The organism is Cedecea neteri, assembly GCF_000758325.1.
Lineage (GTDB): Bacteria > Pseudomonadota > Gammaproteobacteria > Enterobacterales > Enterobacteriaceae > Cedecea > Cedecea neteri_B.
Map to the genome: position 1 here is coordinate 3,003,318 of NZ_CP009459.1, position 17,497 is coordinate 3,020,814.

The 17,497-nt window shown below is 53.8% G+C and carries 15 protein-coding genes; 6 read left to right on the forward strand and 9 right to left on the reverse strand.

Annotation, left to right across the window (positions count from 1 at the left end):
• Positions 1 to 8: 8 nt before the first annotated feature.
• The 3 genes from folM to ydgH all read right to left on the reverse strand — a co-directional run bounded on the left by folM (position 9) and on the right by ydgH (position 3,280).
• The gene (gene folM, locus LH86_RS14200; protein WP_052045585.1) at positions 9 to 740 is read right to left on the reverse strand and encodes a dihydromonapterin reductase; all 732 of its coding nucleotides are present in this window, start codon (positions 738 to 740) and stop codon (positions 9 to 11) included.
• Between the two features lie 24 nt (positions 741 to 764).
• The gene (locus tag LH86_RS14205; protein ID WP_039302491.1) at positions 765 to 2,147 is read right to left on the reverse strand and encodes an amino acid permease; all 1,383 of its coding nucleotides are present in this window, start codon (positions 2,145 to 2,147) and stop codon (positions 765 to 767) included.
• A gap of 188 nt (positions 2,148 to 2,335) precedes the next feature.
• The gene (gene ydgH / locus LH86_RS14210) at positions 2,336 to 3,280 is read right to left on the reverse strand and encodes a DUF1471 family protein YdgH (protein ID WP_039302493.1); all 945 of its coding nucleotides are present in this window, start codon (positions 3,278 to 3,280) and stop codon (positions 2,336 to 2,338) included.
• Between the two features lie 544 nt (positions 3,281 to 3,824).
• On the opposite strand from ydgH, the gene pntA reads away from it, so the two are divergent.
• Together pntA and pntB are read left to right on the forward strand one after the other, a co-directional pair.
• Positions 3,825 to 5,354, forward strand: coding sequence for a Re/Si-specific NAD(P)(+) transhydrogenase subunit alpha (gene pntA, locus LH86_RS14215; protein ID WP_039302496.1), 1,530 nt, complete (start codon positions 3,825 to 3,827; stop codon positions 5,352 to 5,354).
• Positions 5,355 to 5,364: 10 nt separating this feature from the next.
• Entirely contained in the window at positions 5,365 to 6,753 is a 1,389-nt protein-coding gene (gene pntB / locus LH86_RS14220; protein ID WP_008456379.1) for a Re/Si-specific NAD(P)(+) transhydrogenase subunit beta, read from the forward strand.
• A 3-nt stretch (positions 6,754 to 6,756) separates the two neighbouring features.
• Here pntB and LH86_RS14225 read toward each other — a convergent pair whose 3' ends face one another.
• On the reverse strand, positions 6,757 to 7,680 hold the full coding sequence (locus tag LH86_RS14225; protein WP_039302500.1) for a DMT family transporter: 924 nt from the start codon (positions 7,678 to 7,680) through the stop codon (positions 6,757 to 6,759).
• Positions 7,681 to 7,901: 221 nt separating this feature from the next.
• Here LH86_RS14225 and LH86_RS14230 point away from each other — a divergent pair, with 221 nt between their 5' ends.
• Positions 7,902 to 8,816 carry a LysR family transcriptional regulator gene (locus LH86_RS14230; RefSeq protein WP_039302502.1) on the forward strand — a complete coding sequence of 305 codons (915 nt, stop codon included), beginning with the start codon at positions 7,902 to 7,904 and terminating at the stop codon, positions 8,814 to 8,816.
• A 58-nt stretch (positions 8,817 to 8,874) separates the two neighbouring features.
• Here the strand turns inward: LH86_RS14230 and uspE are convergent, their stop codons facing one another.
• From uspE to ogt, 3 genes are all read right to left on the reverse strand, one after another.
• On the reverse strand, positions 8,875 to 9,825 hold the full coding sequence (gene uspE, locus LH86_RS14235; RefSeq protein WP_008456376.1) for a universal stress protein UspE: 951 nt from the start codon (positions 9,823 to 9,825) through the stop codon (positions 8,875 to 8,877).
• 133 nt (positions 9,826 to 9,958) lie between these two features.
• The gene (gene fnr / locus LH86_RS14240; protein ID WP_039292628.1) at positions 9,959 to 10,711 is read right to left on the reverse strand and encodes a fumarate/nitrate reduction transcriptional regulator Fnr; all 753 of its coding nucleotides are present in this window, start codon (positions 10,709 to 10,711) and stop codon (positions 9,959 to 9,961) included.
• A 192-nt stretch (positions 10,712 to 10,903) separates the two neighbouring features.
• Positions 10,904 to 11,419, reverse strand: coding sequence for a methylated-DNA--[protein]-cysteine S-methyltransferase (gene ogt / locus LH86_RS14245; RefSeq protein WP_039302506.1), 516 nt, complete (start codon positions 11,417 to 11,419; stop codon positions 10,904 to 10,906).
• A 435-nt stretch (positions 11,420 to 11,854) separates the two neighbouring features.
• Here ogt and smrA point away from each other — a divergent pair, with 435 nt between their 5' ends.
• On the forward strand, positions 11,855 to 12,418 hold the full coding sequence (gene smrA / locus LH86_RS14250) for a DNA endonuclease SmrA (RefSeq protein ID WP_039302509.1): 564 nt from the start codon (positions 11,855 to 11,857) through the stop codon (positions 12,416 to 12,418).
• A gap of 24 nt (positions 12,419 to 12,442) precedes the next feature.
• Here smrA and LH86_RS14255 read toward each other — a convergent pair whose 3' ends face one another.
• Positions 12,443 to 13,366, reverse strand: a complete 924-nt coding sequence (locus tag LH86_RS14255) for a LysR substrate-binding domain-containing protein (protein WP_039302512.1) — start codon at positions 13,364 to 13,366, stop codon at positions 12,443 to 12,445.
• Between the two features lie 378 nt (positions 13,367 to 13,744).
• Between LH86_RS14255 and LH86_RS14260 the strand changes: the two genes are divergently transcribed.
• Complete coding sequence (locus LH86_RS14260) at positions 13,745 to 15,088, forward strand: VOC family protein (RefSeq protein ID WP_039302515.1); 1,344 nt, start codon at positions 13,745 to 13,747, stop codon at positions 15,086 to 15,088.
• Between the two features lie 41 nt (positions 15,089 to 15,129).
• Positions 15,130 to 16,632, forward strand: coding sequence for a carboxylesterase/lipase family protein (locus LH86_RS14265; protein WP_039302518.1), 1,503 nt, complete (start codon positions 15,130 to 15,132; stop codon positions 16,630 to 16,632).
• On the opposite strand, the gene LH86_RS14270 is transcribed toward LH86_RS14265, so the two are convergent.
• Positions 16,619 to 17,473, reverse strand: a complete 855-nt coding sequence (locus tag LH86_RS14270) for a LysR family transcriptional regulator (protein ID WP_039302520.1) — start codon at positions 17,471 to 17,473, stop codon at positions 16,619 to 16,621. The two genes, LH86_RS14265 and LH86_RS14270, sit on opposite strands and share 14 nt — an antisense overlap.
• Between the last annotated feature and the right edge of the window lie 24 nt (positions 17,474 to 17,497).

The window sequence follows — 17,497 nt, forward strand, 5'->3', positions numbered from 1 at the left end:
AAACAGTGTTAGCGTAGGTGCCGACCACCGTCTACGGCATGGCTTCTACCGGTGACATAGCGGCTGCCCAACAAATACTCAACCAAACTTACAATTTCCTGTTCACCCGGGGCAATTTTCATCAACGATTTGTTAAGCGAGCGCTGACGATAGTCGGCATTGTCGTCGGTGTTAAACATGATCAGCGCCGGTGCGATGGCGTTAACTTTGACTTCCGGGGCCAGTTTAAGCGCAAAAGAGAGCGTCATATTTTCAAGCGCGGCTTTGCTGGCGGCGTAAGCGATATGTTTGTCGCTACCGCGTTCCGCCACATAATCGGTCAGATGGATAATATCGCTGCCCGCCTGCCCGTGTCCCCGCAGCAAGCTCTCCAGCTCATGATTAAGTAAGTACGGCGCGGCAACATGAACCTGCATCATTGCTTGTAGCGTATCACCGAGCGCAGTTTCGCGGGTTTCTGGTTTCCATTCGCTGGCATTATGAATGATGGCGCGCAGGGCGGGCGTAAGTGACTTCACCCGTTCAGAGAATGCAAGGATGCCTTCATTCGTTGAGAAGTCGGCGTAAAGGCAAGTGACACCGGCTTGTTCGAGTTTGTCGACAGCGGGATGACGAGTTCTATAGCTGATAATTACCGGCTGAGATTTAGCCAGAAAATGCTGAGCCAGTGCCAGGCCGATACGCTGGCCTGCACCGGTGATAAGAATGGGTCGGTTAATAGCTTGGTTCCCCTCATCCAGAATAGCTGCCGGGGAAAGGATTCGTTACCCCACCAGCATCCACGTTGCCGGAAATGCTGCCAGCAGCATCAGGCAAATCATCGTTCTTTCCTTTAAATTTAGCGACTTTTCGTGCGTATGGGTACGGCGCGCGTAAATAAAGACTAATAATCCAGGCGCATACAATACAACCGAAAGCAGCAGATGCATCGGGCCTGACGCATAAAGCAGCCACAAACCGTAAAGACAGGCTCCAACACCAATCGCCTTGTGCAGAGGACGGGTAGCGATTTTTAGCAGGTATGCGCCTACCAGGAAATAAGGCACCAGAATCATTTCTGAGGCGATAGTTAGCAGCGTGTTGTAGTCTGACCCGGTCAGCCAGATCAGCACGAGGCAAGCTTGCACGCTAATATTCGTCAGCCAAAGAGAAGCTGACGGTGCGTTATTTTTATTCTGACTGGCGAACATTTTGGGAAAAGCTTTATGGGTCGCAGCCAGAAGCGGCACCTCTGCGGCCATAATCGTCCAGCTCAGATACGCGCCGCACACGGAAACAATCAATCCGGCAGCAATAATCACTTCTCCCCAGGGGCCCATCATTTCGACCATCAGGCCTGCCATCGACGGATTGCGCATTGCGGCAAGCTCAGGACGAGCAACTACGCCGAGCGAAAGTAGCGTGACCAGCAGGTAGACGCTGAGCGCGGCAATGACCGCCAGCAGGGTTGCTCTGCCAACGTCTTTTTTATTTCTTGCTCGCGCGGACACCACCACGGCCCCTTCCACGCCGATAAAGACCCAAAGGGTAATCAGCATGGTGTTTTTCACCTGCTCCCAGACGGGAACGCCGAGTTTAAGACCGGTAAAATCGAGAGAGAAGGTGGATAGCTTAAAGGCAACCGCGGCCAGTACCACAAACATCCCTAAAGGCAGCAGCTTTGCAAGCGTTGCGACCAGGTTGATGCTGGCCGCCGTTTGCACGCCTCGCAGCACCAGCCAGTGTACCATCCATAACAGCACGGATGCGCCAACGATGGATTGCCAGGTATTGCCGTCGCCGAACAGGCGCAGCTCTGGCGTGTCGGTAAAGAAGCTAAGTGCGGAGAAAACAATGACCAGGTAAGAAACGTTGGCGATCACCGCGCACAGCCAGTAACCCCAGGCCGAGAAAAAGCCGATAAGCTCCCCAAAGCCCTCACGCGCGTAAGTGAATATTCCGCCGTCTAAATCGGGACGCAGTCGGGTGAGTACCAGCATAGCCAAAGCTAACAGGAGAATACCTATGCCCGTGATCGCCCAGCCGATCAGTAATGCTGCCGGACTCGCAACGCTCGCCATATTCTGCGGCAGGCTAAATACACCCGCGCCTAGCATGGAGCTTAATACCAGCGCAGTAAGCGCGGCGAGGCCAAGTTTCTTTTCCATAGGTATCCCGTTGAGGTCTGAAGTGAACCAGCATAATTATTTTGCTTTTACGCATATAAATGGAGGATCACGCTAAGGCGCGGGATTTTACGGAGTGTGTGAACTGCTTGCAATGAGCGTGGTGCGATAAAATGATTTGAATGCAAAAAAAAGGGCAGCGGAAGCTGCCCTGTGATTGATGGTGTATCTTATTTAAACAGGTCGGCGCTTACGGTTAAGTTGTTACCACGTTCCTGCCACTGGCGAGTGATGTGGTAGAACTTAGCCCCTTTCTCGGCCGCACGCTTCGCCACCTGGTAGGAGACGTCTGTCATGCTGCTGAAGTTACCGGTGAACTTAATGCTGTCAAACGGCACCATCTGTGCAGCAGTGATCTTATTCACTTCCTGTACTTTTGTGCCGTCCGGTAACGTTACGGTATAGCGCGTGCCCTGAGAGGACTGGGTCTCAAAGAAACGGCCAACGTCAGAAGATGGGGTTTCAGAAGAAGCAACGCCTGGAATTTCCACATTTTTAGCGGCAGCGCCGCCCGCGGCCAGTGCAGCTTTACCTGCTTCGGAGTTTGCTGGCAGCAGATCCGGGCTTTGAACAACGCGTTTTTTAGCGTCAGCTTTATAGATAAACGCCGTTACGCGTTGGTTGCCGCCCTGGTTGGTATCGACCTGGCGCACAATAAAGAAGGAGGCAGCCCCTTTTTCGCGTGCAGCTTTGGTAATGGCATCGTTAACGTCCGGCTGGGTACGGAAGAAACCCTGAACGGTGACGGTATCAAAGGGTTCAAGTCGATAAGCCTGGTCTTTCGGCAGCTCCGTCACGCCATTGATCACGCGGTTCTTAGGCGCATCGGCTTTAGGTGCATCATTCTTATAAACATCAGCCACGACGCGGGAGTTGCCGCTTTCGCCCATTGCGCTGGTGTCCAGCACGTAGAAAGAGGCGGCCCCGATAGCGTCCGCGCGGCGAGAAACGGCGGCAACAGCATCGCCGATAGCATTAAAGCGGCCTGTGATAGTGATTCGATCGTACGGCTTAAGTGCGGCCGCCTGCTCTGGTGTCAGTTCGGTCGCCGCCTGAGCGGACAGCGAGGTGACGGAAATAAGAGCTGACGCCAGAAGGGTGTTCTTGAGATTCATAAAAATAATCCTTCGCCTTGCGCAAAATGAATACAGGTACTTCTCTGATTAAGACCGATTAGCTGCCGATTATGGCTTGAAATAACGTCCTTGTCTGCGGCATTTTTCGCGCCTTGTGCCTTCCAGGCGATGAATAACAGTGACAAACGTTATTAAGTTAAAAAAAGAGGCATTCACCGCTAAAACTGATAAAGCTTATGACTTATTTAGTTAATATGTTGTTAAAAATGGTTTTTGTCGCGGCGTAGAATCATGTCTTACCGTGTCGGTTAAGCGTATTATCAGGCCTCGGCGTGTAAATAAAGATTAAAACAACTGTCTGAGCCCATGGTGACTGAATTTTTGCGATAAAAATAGAAATACCAGGATGCAGATGTAGATCACAGTCGTTATTTTCAGTAGGTTATAAAAAGTTTGTTACAGATGTATTTTTTGTTGAAGTGGTAATGGAACAGATATCTGCCTGCGCGTGCGGGCGGATGCTTGCGTCTGGCCATGGCAAGGTCTGGCAAACCATCATCAAAAACAGATGGAAGGGAATACTATGCGTATTGGTGTACCAACAGAGCGGTTGGCCAATGAAACCCGTGTAGCCGCCACGCCGAAAACGGTAGAGCAGCTGATTAAACTGGGGTTCAGTGTCGCCGTTGAAAACGATGCGGGTAAACTGGCAAGTTTTGACGACGAAGCGTTTGAGCGCGCGGGGGCGATCGTTGCCAGCGGCGCGGATGTCTGGCAGTCGGACATTATCCTTAAAGTGAATGCCCCGCTGGATAACGAAATTGAGCTTGCTCGTGAAGGGTCGACGCTTGTCAGCTTTATCTGGCCGGCACAAAATCCAGAGCTGCTTGAAAAACTGGCGGCGCGAAATATCACCGTCATGGCGATGGACTCCGTGCCGCGTATTTCACGTGCACAGTCGCTGGACGCGCTTAGCTCCATGGCTAACATCGCCGGTTACCGTGCGATTGTCGAAGCTGCGCATGAGTTTGGCCGTTTCTTCACCGGGCAAATCACCGCTGCCGGTAAAGTCCCGCCAGCTAAAGTGATGGTTATCGGCGCGGGTGTTGCGGGCCTGGCGGCGATTGGCGCGGCCAACAGCCTGGGTGCAATTGTTCGCGCGTTTGATACCCGCCCTGAAGTGAAAGAGCAGGTGCAAAGCATGGGCGCCGAATTCCTCGAGCTGGACTTCAAAGAAGAAGCCGGCAGCGGGGATGGCTATGCGAAAGTGATGTCCGAAGCCTTTATCAAAGCCGAAATGGCGCTGTTTGCGGCTCAGGCGAAAGAGGTCGATATCATCGTCACTACGGCGCTGATTCCGGGCAAACCTGCGCCTAAGCTGATTACCCGTGAAATGGTGGATTCCATGCAGCCCGGCAGCGTGATTGTCGATCTGGCGGCACAAAACGGCGGCAACTGCGAGTACACCGTTGCAAATCAGGTTACCGTGACGCCTAACGGGGTGAAGGTTATCGGTTATACCGACCTGCCAGGCCGTCTGCCAACTCAGTCTTCCCAGCTTTACGGCACTAACCTCGTTAACCTGCTCAAGCTGCTGTGCAAGGAAAAAGACGGCAATATCACCGTCGATTTTGATGATGTGGTTGTGCGCGGCGTGACCGTTATTCGCGAAGGTGAAGTCACCTGGCCTGCGCCACCGATTCAGGTGTCCGCTCAGCCTCAGGCCGCAGCAAAACCAGCAGCGGCTGCGGTCGAAGAGAAAAAACCAACGTCTCCATGGTTCAAATATGGCCTGATGGCGCTGGCAATTATTCTGTTTGGCTGGTTCGCAAGCGTGGCACCAAAAGAGTTCCTTGGTCACTTCACCGTCTTTGCGCTAGCCTGCGTGGTGGGTTACTACGTGGTATGGAACGTCTCCCATGCGCTGCATACGCCGCTCATGTCGGTAACTAACGCTATTTCAGGGATAATCGTGGTGGGTGCGCTACTGCAGATTGGTCACGGCGGCTGGGTTAGCTTCCTGAGCTTCATTGCGGTACTGATCGCCAGTATCAATATTTTTGGTGGTTTCACCGTCACTCAGCGCATGCTGAAAATGTTCCGGAAGAACTAAGGGGTAACACATGTCTGGTGGATTAGTTACAGCTGCATACATTGTTGCCGCGATCCTGTTTATTTTTAGCCTGGCTGGCCTGTCCAAACACGAAACCTCAAAGCAGGGCAACCTGTTTGGTATCGCGGGGATGGCGATTGCGCTGGTGGCGACCATTTTTGGCCCGGAAACCGGCAACGTGGTGTGGATTATCATCGCGATGGTGATCGGCGGGGCGATCGGTATTCATCTGGCGAAGAAGGTGGAAATGACCGAAATGCCGGAGCTGGTTGCCGTGCTGCACAGCTTTGTGGGCCTGGCAGCGGTGCTGGTAGGCTTTAACAGCTACCTCGATCATGGCCCGGGCCTTGAGCCAATTATGGAGAACATCCACTTAACGGAAGTCTTCATCGGGATCTTCATCGGGGCAGTGACCTTTACCGGCTCTATTGTCGCCTTTGGTAAGCTGCGCGGCAAAATTTCGTCTAAACCGCTGATGCTGCCAAACCGTCATAAGCTCAATCTGGCGGCGCTGGTGGTTTCCTTCGCGCTGCTGCTGGTGTTTGTGCGTACCGAAAGCGTTGGCATGCAGGTTCTGGCCGTACTGGTGATGACTATCATTGCCCTGGCGTTTGGCTGGCACCTGGTGGCGTCGATCGGTGGGGCAGACATGCCGGTTGTGGTGTCAATGCTTAACTCGTACTCCGGCTGGGCCGCTGCTGCGGCGGGCTTTATGCTCAGCAACGACTTGCTTATCGTCACTGGTGCACTGGTCGGTTCTTCTGGTGCCATCCTGTCCTACATCATGTGTAAGGCGATGAACCGCTCGTTTATCAGCGTGATTGCCGGTGGTTTTGGCACCGACGGTTCTTCAACCGGTGAAACGGAAGAGGCGGGGGAACACCGTGAAATCAGCGCGGAAGAAACGGCTGAAATGCTGAAAAACTCTACGTCGGTTATCATCACTCCAGGCTACGGCATGGCGGTAGCCCAGGCGCAGTATCCGGTGGCGGAAATTACCGAAAAACTGCGTGCTCGCGGAGTCAAAGTCCGTTTTGGTATTCACCCTGTCGCGGGGCGTCTGCCGGGCCATATGAACGTACTGCTGGCTGAAGCCCGTGTGCCGTACGATGTCGTGCTGGAAATGGACGAGATCAATGACGACTTCGCCGATACCGATACCGTACTGGTTATCGGGGCTAACGATACCGTTAACCCTGCAGCTCAGGACGATCCGCGCAGTCCAATCGCCGGTATGCCGGTGCTGGAAGTGTGGAAAGCGCAGAACGTGATTGTGTTTAAGCGTTCGATGAATACCGGTTACGCAGGCGTGCAAAACCCGCTGTTCTTTAAAGAGAACACCCAGATGCTGTTTGGCGATGCCAAAGCCAGCGTGGAAGCGATTCTGAAAGCGCTGTAAGCGTCAGCTATCCTGTGAAAGCCGTCCTAATGGGCGGCTTTTTTTTGCCTGCCCCGAGCAAAGCGCTATCCCGGACGCTATCAACAATGCACTTATCAAATGAAAAGCATGTAGCGGGACATTCAAAAAGAGGATGCTGAACGCGCCGCCGCTAAGTGGGATCAGGTGCGAGTAAATTTCTCCGCGAGTCGCGCCAATCGCTAAAATCCCTTTGTTCCAAAGCAGATAAGCCAGCCATGAAGGGAAGATAACGAGGTAAGCCAATCCGGCTAAAAAACCAGTGTTCAGATACTGGCCTTTAAATGGCTGCGGCTGGGGCATAAACGTAAAAACAAGCAGCGGAATCAGTACCAGCGCACCAATCACGGCGCTGACGGCAACAAAGGCATTGCCGCCGATGGTTTTGGGCTTGAGCCGTAAAAATGCACAATACAGCGCCCAGCTTACCGCCGAGCCCATCGTCCAGGCATCCCCCTTGTTCAGATTTTTTAGTGTGTCGATATGCAGCAAATCACCCTGCATCACCAGATAGAGCACCCCTACTGAGCTGAGCAGAACGCCCAAAATGTTACGCCGTGAGATGGTCTCTTTGAACACCAGTTTATTAATGAGTAATACCAGCGCTGGCGTAGTCGAGAGGTAAATGGCAGCGTTGAGCGAGGAGGTGTATTGCAGTCCTATATACAACGTCACCGGGAACAGCACCTGGCCACAAAGCGCCAGAAAAAAAACTGTACCCCTGGCTTTCAACATTTCCGGCCACTGTTTAATCACTTGCTTCCGGTAAAGCGCCATTAACAGCAGCGCGGTCAGCAACCAGCGTGCTTCAGAGAGAACAATCGGATCGGCTTGAGCCACCAGCACATGCCCGACAACATAGTTACCGCCCCAGAACAGGGCGGCGAGGCTGAGTAATAAATACGGCATAGATTAATTTCCATCGTAGGCTATTAGCTGGATGCTAAATATCGTTTTTATCTATAATTTCGATAAAGCATCCGCCGAGCACGATACATCAAAGTAGATGCAAACGGCTTGATGATTGATTTTACGGACGAATTGCGTTTTCTTGTCGACACAAAAAGGATAAGTGCGAGCGAAATGCAAAGCTAATTCATCTTTTTAATTTCAAGGTATCGTTTTTATCTATGGATTTTACTCTTCGGCAACTGAAGTTTTTCATTGCTTTAGCACAGACGAAACAGATTTCCAAAGCGGCGACGCGCTGCCATATTTCGCAGTCCTCAATGACCGTCGCCATGCGCAATCTGGAAGAAGTGCTGAACAGCCAGCTCTTTCTGCGTCACGCTAAGGGCGTGCAGCTTACGCCGTCCGGTGAGCGCTTTTTGCTTCATGCGCGCAAAATTATCAGCGACAGTCAGCATGCTATCGAGGATCTGCAGTACCAGCCCGAGCTGGCTGCGGGAGAGATAACGATTGGCATCGCCAGGACGATTTCGGCCTATTTACTGCCGGCAATTATCAGTGAAGTCGAACAGCACTTTCCCCTGATGGTGATCCGTTTTGTTGAAAACGAGCCAGCCAGGCTTATTGAACAACTCCGGCACGGAACGCTGGCGTTTTCCCTGGTGCTTACGTCGAACATTAGCCACGACGCGGGACTTAACGTTGAGACATTTATTCGCTCGCAGCGCCGTCTTTGGGTTGCTCAGGGCCATCCGCTGCTCAGCCAGTCGGGTGTGAAACTGGCCGATATTGCAGGCGCACCGTTTATTATGCTGGATACGGATAAATACCCGGACGTCATTTGCCAGCACTGGCAGGCGAAAGGAGGGCGACCAAATATCGTTTTTACCACCACGTCCTTTGAAACAGTGCGCAGCCTGGTGGCCAAGGGAAGGGGCGTCACTATTTTATCAGATCTGGTCTATCGGCCCTGGTCTCATGAGGGGTTACGGGTGATGCGAAAAACGATAGAGGATAGTTCAACCTACATGGATGTAGGCGCTGTCACCCTGAAGGAAAACACGCTGGTGGAAAGCGAGAGAATGGTGCTCGATTACCTGCGGGGCCTCATCATTCGCCTCGATGACAATGCCTGAGCCACAAATGAAAACCCCGCTGGTAATCAGCGGGGTTTATGTTTAAGAGGGGGCGATATCAGTCATCTTCGGGGTCATCCATCTCAACCGGCGTTTGGTAATCGTCCGGTTTTATTACCAGTAAATCACAGCGCAAATGGTCGATAACCTGTTCTGCGGTGTTGCCCAAAAACGCTGCGGAAAGCCCCGTTCGCCCGACGGTGCCGAGCACCACAATCCCGGCCTGAAGATGTTCGGCCAGGTCAGGGATAACCTCTTCCGGCAGCCCTTTCTCAACGTGCGTCATCTTTTCATCAATGCCGTATTTCTGGCGCAGAGCCTTCATGGCCACAAGATGCTGGCCGCGAATGGCGTCGTTATACACGCTTGGGTCAAAATCAGGCAACTCAATGGCAATATTGATTGGCGTAACCGGATAGGCTCCGATCAGATGAACTTCGGTGTGGTTGACATCATCCGCCAGTTTCAGCGTTTCTCTCACCAGCTTTTCATTCAGCGCGTTGTGGTAAAGCTCTTCGCTGGCAAGGTTCACCGCCACCAGCGCCTTACCGCCTTCCGGCCACGGCTGGTCTTTGACCATCCACACCGGGCAGGGGCATTTACGCAGCAGATGCCAGTCGGTGGGCGTGAAGATCACGGCTTCCAGCTTGTCATGCTGGTGCGCCATTTTCAGCAGCAGGTCGTGTCCGCCAGCGATCACTTCCTGGATGATGGCTTCGAATGGGCGGTTATGCCACACCACCTTAATATCAATAGGAATACCGGCTTCGATATAGTACTGCGCCTGTTGCTTAATCCAGGCCGTTCGCTGGCTGATAACCCCTTTGCGCATCGCGGTGCGTTCATCGGGAGACAGAAGCGTGGTCATTTCGTAGGAAAAATCATAGATAGGCAGGAAGGCTTTGATCCTGCCGCCAATCCGTTGATGCAAATAAACAGCACGCCGCAGGGCAGGTTGATCGTCCTGGTTAGGGTCAATCGCGACTAGCATGTTTTGGTAGTTTGCCATACAGGTCTCCTTACAACTGCTTAACCACAGTCTGTGAAGTAAGATTAACCCATAAGAAAGGAATGAAACAGGTGGAGAGCCCTTGCCGGATCAATAAAAGGGATAAAAGCCGACCCGGCAAAGGTAGTGGTAATCAGGCGACGTTGCGTGACTGGCCCGCGAGGTCGGATAACAGATCGATATTCTCGATGGTGATGTATTTGCCTTTCACCGCCAGCATACCGTTTTTCTGGAAGCGCCCCAGCAGGCGGCTGATGGTTTCTACCGTCAGGCCCAGGTAGTTACCGATATCGCCGCGGGTCATGGTCAGGCGGAACTCACGCGGTGAGAAGCCGCGCTGTGCAAAGCGGCGAGAAAGATTGTAGATAAACGCCGCCAGGCGCTCTTCGGCATTCTTTTTCGACAACAGTAAAATCATGTCCTGATCGCCTTTAATTTCGCCGCTCATCAGGCGCATCATCTGCTGGCGCAGGCTCGGCATTTTACCGGACAGATCGTCGAGCGTTTCAAACGGGATTTCACAAACCATCGAGGTTTCGAGTGCCTGAGCAAAGCTAGGGTGATGGCCAGTGCCGATGGCGTCGAAGCCGACCAGGTCACCTGCGAGGTGGAAACCGGTGATTTGCTCATCGCCTTGCTCGGTAATGGTATAGCTTTTGATGGTGCCAGAGCGAATAGCGTACAGCGATTTCAGTTCATCACCTGCTTTAAACAGGGTTTGACCCTTTTGAATCGGCTTTTTACGCTCGATGATATTATCAAGCTGATCGAGTTCATGCTCATTAAGCGTGAAGGGGATGCATAATTGACTGATGCTGCAATCCTGGCAATGGATAGCACAACCGCCAGACTGAATTCGTCGAATAATACGCTTTTCAGGGATCATAGATATGCTCGGACCGTAATTGATATTGGTCAATTTTAACATCTTTTTCGCGATCAGGTAAGTCTGGCAGAACGTTATTCGGACAATAATAAAGGTAGGAGGTTAAAAAAGGGTCTTCATCTTGTTGAATTCCCTAAAACATTAAAATGCAGCTACTCAATTTTGGAATAAATAGCCGCACTTTTGGCACCATTACAGTAATAAATAACCTTCATGGCGCAGCAGCCACTCTTTCCGCGCCACGCCGCCTGCGTAACCGGTCATTGTCCCGTTCCGGCCAATGACGCGATGGCACGGCACCACAATGCTCACCGGGTTTGAGCCGTTCGCGGCGCCGACCGCGCGCGCAGCGCCTGCGCGGCCTAGCTGCTCTGCCAGTTCGCCATAATGCATCACTCGTCCGCAGGGAATATCGCGCAGGGCCTGCCAAACCTGGCGCTGGAAATCCGTGCCTGCCGTTGCCGTGGGCAGATTATCAATCACCGCCAGATCGCCAGCAAAATAGTCACGCAGCTTGCTGCCGAGGTTCCCAGGGTTACGGCTGCTAACGCGTTGAAACCCTTGTTTCCCATAGTGAATGTTCAGCAGCTGTTCCATGCGGTCGCCGTGCTCTTCCCATTCCACGGCCCGAAGCCTGAACTGTTCGTCGCACAGGATCCACAGCGGCCCAAGCGGAGTGTCAATCTTATCTTCCAGTATTGTCAGCACGGTATTACTCCGTTTTTGTCAGGCCTGAGCGAATGCGTGGCCCATTTTGAGGCTGAAAAGATAACATACCCCCAACGACACCAGCCAGACCTCAAAAGGATTATCACCGCATCTATATACTTGGGCGAAGACTGAAAATAATGGCCGGGCGTGGAAAAAAAGTTTGATAATTACCTGACTCATCACCCGAAATAGTTAGCGTCAGGCTGTCTGATTGCGGCAGTGATTATTTCCCCGGCGAAGGCAATAATAATCTCTTTCATGGTCATTTGATTTACTTTTCTTTAACGCAAATGCAAACTTTATATTTTCATTTTAAACAGCCGGTGACATAAATAATTTGCCAACTATTCTGGAATATCGCCCACGGTTGTCCCGTTGAGCCTCAGGCAGGGCGGGGTTATAGTAGCGCCAGCTAACTCAGGAGGATTGACCGTGAACCTTGACGACAAATCGCTGTTTCTTGACGCCATGGAGGATGTCAAACCGCTGAAAAACTGTGCGGACAGCCAGTGGATCAAACCTCAGAAAGATCGCATTGGCGTAAAGCCAGACACTACCCAACTGGACAACTTTCTCACCACCGATTTTCTGGACATCATTCCCCTCGACACGCCGCTGGAGTACAAGCGTGAGGGCCTACAGAGCGGCGTACTGGACAAGCTCCGGCTCGGAAAATACAGCCAGCAAGCAAGCCTTAATCTGCTCCGCCAGCCCGTGGAGCGCTGCCGGCAGATGCTGTTTGCCTATATTATGCAGGCTAAGCAGGATGGCCTGCGTAATCTGCTGATCGTGCACGGCAAAGGGCGAGAAGATAAATCCCATGCCAACGTGGTGCGTAGCTTCCTTGGGCGCTGGCTGGCCGAGTTTGACGAAGTGCAGGCTTTTTGCGTGGCGATGCCGCACCACGGCGGCAGCGGGGCCTGCTATGTGGCTTTAAAAAAATCAGAGCAGGCCAAACTGGAAACCTGGGAGAAACACGCCAAACGAAGCCGTTGAGCGGCGGGATGGCGGTGACCTCCCTCAGGACGGCATTGATTTCCGAATCGAAGACAGCAGAATTTGCGCGGCCGTTGAGAGCTGAGTGTCCACTCGCGTAAGAATACCAATAGGTTCCCCGACGCCCGGAATCGGAACAGGAAGTGCGGTCAGCGTACCCTGGCGTAAATCGTCCTTCACCGCGCCGGAAGGCACAAACCAGACATAGTTGTAGTCTACGGTCAGCTGGCGAGAGAGCGAAGCCGAAAGCGTTTCGATACAGGTGGAAGGCAGTTTGCAGCCCTGTGAAGCGAGCAAAGATTCCGCGTTATCGCGCGGCACCGTACCCTGGGGAGAAACCACCGCAGGCCATTCCATCACCCGGCTAAGGGTGATATTTTCATGCAGCAGCGGGTGATTAGGGCGAACAACCAGCTTGAGAGACTCAAGGAACAGCAGTTCATAATTCAGGCCCGTCATCAGCTCAGGATCGGACATGCGCCCGATGCCTAAATCCAGTTCCCCGGACTTTAGCCCTGCCAGCAGCATGGTGTTATTCATGGTGCCGACCTGCAGGGTGACGTCGCTTTGCTGCCTATGAAACTCGCCGATCACCGCCGGTAAAATACCCAACGCGGCGGTAGGCAGCGCGCCAATTCGTATCACATCAGAAGGCCGGTCTTCCCGGCGGACAAACGACTGCCCGGCATGATTCAGGGCATCCAGAACTTTTACCGCATGGGTTAAAAACTGCTCGCCGGTGAGCGTAAGCTGAGCGCCTAACCGCCCGCGTTCGAACAGGCGTGTACCGGTAAGCTGCTCCAGTTCATTGAGGGTTTTGGAGAGCGCAGGCTGGCTCAGGTTAAGAGTTTCAGCCGCGCGGCCCAGTGTTCCCTGCTGAGCGACGGCCACGAAAGTATGTAAATGGCGCAAGCGAATGCGCTGACTGAAGAGACCATTTTTTTCCATAAGCAATGTTAAAAACAGTCCGGCTTCGCTGACAAGCCTCGGTGTTGAATTTTGATAACTTCATTGCAAAATATTATTAACATTTCGTTATGGCCAGGTACATAACCGCTTTAAATCAGAGAAGATTTTTTCGACAAAAGGGCGCTATTTTGCTGAAAAGTGATGCCAGTCGGCAGATTTTAACGCGGCCTGTTTTAGTTAATTTTTTGTTAATTTATAATCTTTGTGGCGGGCATTCTGCATAACGCTGCGTTATGTAATATGCTGAAAAAATTACTTTTTAGGTGCTGCAAAGCAGATCACAAAATGGAAATTCTTCCTGATAAGTGATCCACCAGGTTCTACGCTTTCAGCACTATCCACTGGAGGCATGACATCATGGCGAACACCCTCACGGCCGATGAGATTCGGGACAAATTTTCGCAAGCTATGTCGGCGATGTACCAGCAAGAAGTTCCGCAGTACGGCACGCTGTTAGAACTGGTGGCGGATGTAAACCTGGCCGTGCTGGAACACGATCCTGAGCTGCACCAGCAACTCGAAAATGCCGACGAGCTGGCAAGATTAAACGTAGAGCGCCACGGCGCGATTCGCGTAGGGAAGGCCGAAGAGCTGGCGGTGCTGAAGCGAATTTTCGCGGTGATGGGCATGCATCCGGTGGGCTACTACGATCTTTCCCAGGCCGGGGTGCCGGTGCATTCGACCGCTTTTCGCCCGATTGACGACCAGGCGCTGGCACGAAATCCCTTCCGCGTGTTTACCTCTTTATTGCGTCTGGAGCTTATCGACAACCCGACGCTAAGGGCCCGTGCTGCCGCCATTCTCGATAAACGCGACATTTTCACTCCCCGCTGCCGCGAAATGCTCGATCTTCACGACAGGCAGGGCGGATTCAGCGAGGCAGAGGCGAACACCTTTGTGGCTGAAGCGCTGGAAACGTTCCGCTGGCATCAGCATGCCACGGTTGACGCCGACACATACCGCGCTCTGCATGACGAACACCGCCTGATTGCCGATGTGGTTTGCTTCCGCGGCTGTCACATTAACCATCTCACGCCGCGCACGCTGGATATCGACCGCGTTCAGGCGATGATGCCGGAGCGGGGTATCTCGCCCAAAGCCATTATTGAAGGCCCGCCTCGCCGGGAACGGCCCATTCTGCTGCGTCAGACCAGTTTTAAAGCGCTGGAAGAGCCTATTTTGTTTGCCGGTGAGCACCACGGCACGCACACCGCCCGGTTTGGTGAGATTGAACAGCGCGGCGTGGCGCTGACGCCGAAAGGCCGCGCGCTGTATGATGAATTATTGCTCGAAGCGGGTAACGGCACGGACAACCTAAGCCATCAGCAGCATTTGCAGGAAGTGTTCAGCCGCTTCCCGGACAGCGATGCGCTGCTACGTCGCCAGGGGCTGGCCTATTTTCGCTACCGCCTGACGCCGGTGGGGGACATGCATCGCCAGTCCATCAAACCAGGCGACGATCCGCAGTTGCTGATTGAGCGCGGCTGGCTCATCGCCCAGCCTATTATCTATGAAGACTTCCTGCCGGTTAGCGCCGCGGGCATCTTCCAGTCAAATTTAGGCAGTGACGGTGGGCAGCGGCAGCACGGGCACTCCAGCCGCAGCGAGTTCGAAACGGCGCTGGGTGCGGCGGTCGCCGATGAATTCAGCCTTTATCAACAGGCGGAGGATCGCAGCAAACGCCGTTGCGGTTTACTGTAAACGCGTTACCCTGCTGGAATGTCAGTCACAAGGAACAGCAGATGGAACACGTTGTTAACGTCGCTCAGGGTCAACTGAGCGGCGCCCTTCAGGGGAATATTGCGGTGTATCGCGGTATTCCCTTTGCCATGCCTCCCACTGGAAATCTGCGCTGGCGAGCGCCTCAGCCGCCAGAAAACTGGCAAGGTATTCGCGTCGCCGATACCTTCGCTCCGGCCTGCTGGCAAAGCCTGGAATACTGTAAAGCCGTCGGCGGCGGCGATCCGGGCCAGTTCTCAGAAGACTGCCTTTACCTCAATATCTGGACACCCGCCCGTGGAACGGGCAAACCCTTGCCGGTGATGGTCTGGCTGCATGGGGGAGGCTACACCATCGGGGCTGGCTCTTTGCCGCCGTATGATGGCGCTGCGCTGGCCTCGCGCGGCGTGGTGTTAGTGACGGTGAACTACCGGCTTGGGCATCTGGGCTTTTTTGCTCATCCTGCATTGGATGAAGAAAACCCGGAAGGGCCGATTCACAACTTTGCCTTGCTCGACCAGATAGCTGCGCTGAAGTGGGTGCGGGACAACATCGCAGCTTTTGGCGGGGACGCTAGCAACGTTACGCTGTTTGGCGAGTCAGCAGGCGCTCGCAGCGTGCTTTCTCTGCTGGCGTCGCCTTTGGCCAGCGGCCTGTTCCACAAAGGAATCATACAAAGCGCCTATACGCTGCCGGATGTCGATCGCCGTAAAGCGTTGAAGCGCGGCGTGGCGGTGGCAGAGCATTTTGGGCTTAAAAATGCAGATGCTGAAGCGCTGCGTTCCCTTCCCGCCAGTGAACTATGGGCGCTGGAGGCCCCGCTAAACATCGGGCCGACGCCCGTCAGCGGCGACATTGTTCTGCCTGAACCGATGCTGGACACGTTTTTTGCCGGACGGCAGCACCGCATGCCGCTGATGGTGGGCAGCAACAGCGATGAGGCCAGCGTGCTGAGCTACTTCGGGATTGACCCTGCGGGCCAGGTTGAGCTTCTGCGTCGGGAAAAGCGTTTTGGCCTGGGGCTGATCAAGCTGCTGTATCCTGGCGTTAAAGGCGATGCTGAGCTGGGGCGTCAGGTGTGCCGGGACATGGCCTTTACCACGCTGGGGTTTGTGGTGATGCAGGCGCAGCAGCGCGCGGGCCAGCCCTGCTGGCGGTATTATTTTGACTACGTGGCGGAGGCCGAGCGTGAAACTTACGCCAACGGCACCTGGCACGGCAACGAAGTGGCTTATGTGTTTAACACGCTGCAGCTTTCCCCGCCTGCCAGTGAATATGTGACTGAACGTGACCTGCAGTTTGCCGCTCAGATTGGCGATTATTGGGTCAGCTTCGCCCGCAGCGCCGGGGCGCGCAGCAAAGCGTTACCTGGGCCGTTAAGCTGGCCTGCCAGCACCAAAGGGCGAGACCGCACCTTGCGGCTGGGCGTTCATCTGCGGGGGCAGTTTAAGGTAGAAAATCGCTTTATGCGGCTGAGAATGCAGTTATTTAAGCGAGTGATGAAACACCACGTTAGTCTGGACTGAGTAACGCATTGCAAAATGCCTCCAGCCCGGCGGTGCCTTCGCTGCCGGGCTTCACTGCCAGCCTGTAACTGGCCCCGGTTTTTACGCTCCCGGCAAAAGGCCGCGCTAGCCGTCCGGTACGAAGATCTTCGGCCACCAGCGTTTCGTCTGCGATGGCTATCCCAAATCCCTGAATGGCGGCGCTGATCGCCAGATCCATAGTGTCGAAATGCTGATTTTTCTGCATCGTTTGCCACGGGGGAGAGGGATTATCTGACAGCCACAATGACCAGTCGGTGCGATCGCGAGTCGGGTGCAAAAAGGTTAATCGCTCCCAGTTGCTGCCCTCTGGCGGCATAAGCGCCTGGCTGATAACCGGCGTCAGCCTTTCTTCAAACAGCAGCGTGCCGCTTTTGGCCTGCTGACCAAACACGATGGCGGCATCAAACGGCTCGTTTTTGAAATTGACGCCGTGCTCCACGGTGGTGGTTAACGCTACCTGGATCTCAGGCATACGTTGCTCAAGCTGAATCAGTTTCGGCACCAGCCACCGCATAGCGCAGGTGGGGGCCTTAAGACGAATAATTTCAGGCTTATGGCAGGCCCGGTCGGCTACGTCCAGCAGCGTGTTAAAGGCGCTCTGGAGATCGGGCAGCAGGGCGCTGCCCTGGGGCGTGAGGCGTAATCCGCGTGCATGGCGCTCAAATAGCGCAAACCCCAGCCACTGTTCCAGCGCCGCGATTTTACGGCTGACGGCACCCTGGGTCAGGCAAAGCTCTTTTGCCGCTCTGGTGAGGTTCAGGTGCCTGGCCGTGACCAGGAAAGCATCGAGAGTATTTAGGGGAAAATTACGCCGGGTCATGATGCTCTCCGCTGAGCTATGCAT

Excerpts from the sequence above, each read along its gene's own strand:
- pntB (WP_008456379.1), top strand. The coding sequence starts at position 5,365 with ATGTCTGGTGGATTAGTTACAGCTGCATACATTGTTGCCGCGATCCTG.
- LH86_RS14260 (WP_039302515.1), top strand. The coding sequence starts at position 13,745 with ATGGCGAACACCCTCACGGCCGATGAGATTCGGGACAAATTTTCGCAA.
- LH86_RS14255 (WP_039302512.1), bottom strand. The coding sequence starts at position 13,366 with ATGGAAAAAAATGGTCTCTTCAGTCAGCGCATTCGCTTGCGCCATTTA.
- LH86_RS14230 (WP_039302502.1), top strand. The coding sequence starts at position 7,902 with ATGGATTTTACTCTTCGGCAACTGAAGTTTTTCATTGCTTTAGCACAG.
- LH86_RS14270 (WP_039302520.1), bottom strand. The coding sequence starts at position 17,473 with ATGACCCGGCGTAATTTTCCCCTAAATACTCTCGATGCTTTCCTGGTC.
- LH86_RS14205 (WP_039302491.1), bottom strand. The coding sequence starts at position 2,147 with ATGGAAAAGAAACTTGGCCTCGCCGCGCTTACTGCGCTGGTATTAAGC.
- fnr (WP_039292628.1), bottom strand. The coding sequence starts at position 10,711 with ATGATCCCTGAAAAGCGTATTATTCGACGAATTCAGTCTGGCGGTTGT.
- uspE (WP_008456376.1), bottom strand. The coding sequence starts at position 9,825 with ATGGCAAACTACCAAAACATGCTAGTCGCGATTGACCCTAACCAGGAC.
- LH86_RS14225 (WP_039302500.1), bottom strand. The coding sequence starts at position 7,680 with ATGCCGTATTTATTACTCAGCCTCGCCGCCCTGTTCTGGGGCGGTAAC.
- LH86_RS14265 (WP_039302518.1), top strand. The coding sequence starts at position 15,130 with ATGGAACACGTTGTTAACGTCGCTCAGGGTCAACTGAGCGGCGCCCTT.
- ydgH (WP_039302493.1), bottom strand. The coding sequence starts at position 3,280 with ATGAATCTCAAGAACACCCTTCTGGCGTCAGCTCTTATTTCCGTCACC.
- pntA (WP_039302496.1), top strand. The coding sequence starts at position 3,825 with ATGCGTATTGGTGTACCAACAGAGCGGTTGGCCAATGAAACCCGTGTA.